At 66.5% G+C, this 1,848-nt stretch carries 1 protein-coding gene; it reads right to left on the minus strand.

The features are described 5' to 3' along the window. Nucleotides 1–1,848, minus strand: a 1,848-nt coding sequence (locus ABEA10_RS09090; RefSeq protein WP_345460046.1) for a type I polyketide synthase, incomplete at both ends; no start/stop codon positions are given.

Genomic DNA, 1,848 nt, shown 5'->3' on the forward strand with positions numbered 1-1,848 from the left:
AGTGGGTCGATGTGGGGTGAGTGGGAGGCGTAGTCGACCGGGATCAGGCGGGCATCGACGCCCTGGGTTTTGTAATGGTCGATGAGAGCGTGGATGGCGTGTGGTGTGCCGGAGATGGTGGTGGAGTTGGGTCCGTTGATGGCGGCGAGGTGGACGTCGGCTTCGAGGTTGATCTGGTGGTGGGGGAGGGGGATGTGGGCCATGGCGCCGGTGCCGGCGATGTTGGTGAGGGTTTGTGAGCGTAGGGCGATGATTTTGGCGGCGTCGTTGAGGGTGAGGGCGCCGGCGATGTGTGCGGCGGTGATTTCGCCTTGGGAGTGGCCGATGACGGCGTGGGGGTGGATGCCGTGGTGTTGCCATAGGCGGGCGAGGGCGGTCATGACGGCGAACAAAGCCGGCTGCACGACATCGGTGCGGTCGAGGTCCGGAGCCTGGCCGGTCTGGTGGAGCAGATCGAGCAGTGACCAGTCGGTGTAAGGAGCAAGGGCTTGATGGGCCTGGTGGATGTGGTCGGCGAAGACGGGGCTGGTGGTGAGGAGGTGGTGGGCCATGGCGGGCCATTGGGTGCCTTGGCCGGGGAAGACGAATACGACCTTGCCGCTGATCGGTGTCGCCGGGGGAACCGTGAGGTTGGGGTGGTCTTGGCCGGTGGCCAGGGCGTGTAGGGCGGTGGTCAGGTCGGTGAGGGTGGTTCCGGTGATGACCGCACGCTGATCGAAGGTGGTGCGGGTGGTCAGTGCGTGGGCGATGTCGGCCGGGTCCAGGTTGGGGTGGTGGTTCAGGTGGTCGGCGAGGCGGCGGGCGTATTCACGGAGCGTTTCGGGGGTTTTGGCGGACAAGGGCCACGCCACGACGCCAGACGGTGGTTCGGTGACCGTGGATGCTGTCGGTGTGGGTTGGGGTGGTTGTTCGAGGATGAGGTGGGCGTTGGTGCCGCTGACGCCGAAGGAGGAGACCGCGGCGCGGCGGGGTCGGTTCGCCTGGGGCCAGGGCCGGGGTTGGGTGAGGAGGGTGACGGCTCCGGTGTCCCAGTCGATTTCAGGGTTGCCGTCCTCGGCGTGGAGGGTTTTGGGTAGCCGACCGTGCTGGATGGCTTGGACCATCTTGATGACACCGGCGATACCGGCGGCGGCTTGGGTGTGGCCGATGTTGGATTTGATGGAGCCGAGGTAGAGGGGCTGGTCGGTGCGGCTCTGTCCGTAGGTGGCGAGGAGGGCGTTGGCTTCGATCGGGTCGCCCAGGGAGGTGCCGGTGCCGTGGGCTTCGACCACGTCGACCTGGTCAGGCGTGACGCCGGCGTTGGTGAGGGCCTGTCGGATGACGCGTTCTTGAGAGGGCCCGTTCGGTGCGGTGAGTCCGTTGCTGGCGCCGTCCTGGTTGACCGCTGAGCCTTTGATGACGGCGAGGATCCGCCGGTTGTTCTTCCGAGCGTCCGACAGACGCTCCAGCAACGCCAGGCCGATTCCTTCTGATCCGGCGAATCCATCGGCCGAGGCGGCGAACGACTTACACCGCCCATCGGCCGCCAGCCCACGCTGCCGACTGAACTCCACGAACATGCCCGGCGTGGACATGACGGTGACGCCGCCGGCCAGAGCGAGGTCGCATTCGCCGTTGCGGAGTGCCTGCGCGGCCAGATGGAGAGCGACCAGTGATGACGAACACGCCGTATCCACCGTGACTGCTGGGCCTTGGAGTCCGAGTGTGTAGGAGATGCGTCCGGAGGCGATGCTTGCGGCGGTGCCGTTGCCGAGGTGGCCTTCGAGGTCGTGGGGTGTTTGGTGGAGCCGGCTGGCGTAGTCGTTGTACATGACGCCGGTGTAGACGCCGGTTTGGGTGTTGGTGAGG

The sequence above is a fragment of the Actinoallomurus oryzae genome (genome assembly GCF_039541955.1).
Taxonomy (GTDB): Bacteria; Actinomycetota; Actinomycetes; order Streptosporangiales; family Streptosporangiaceae; genus Actinoallomurus; species Actinoallomurus oryzae.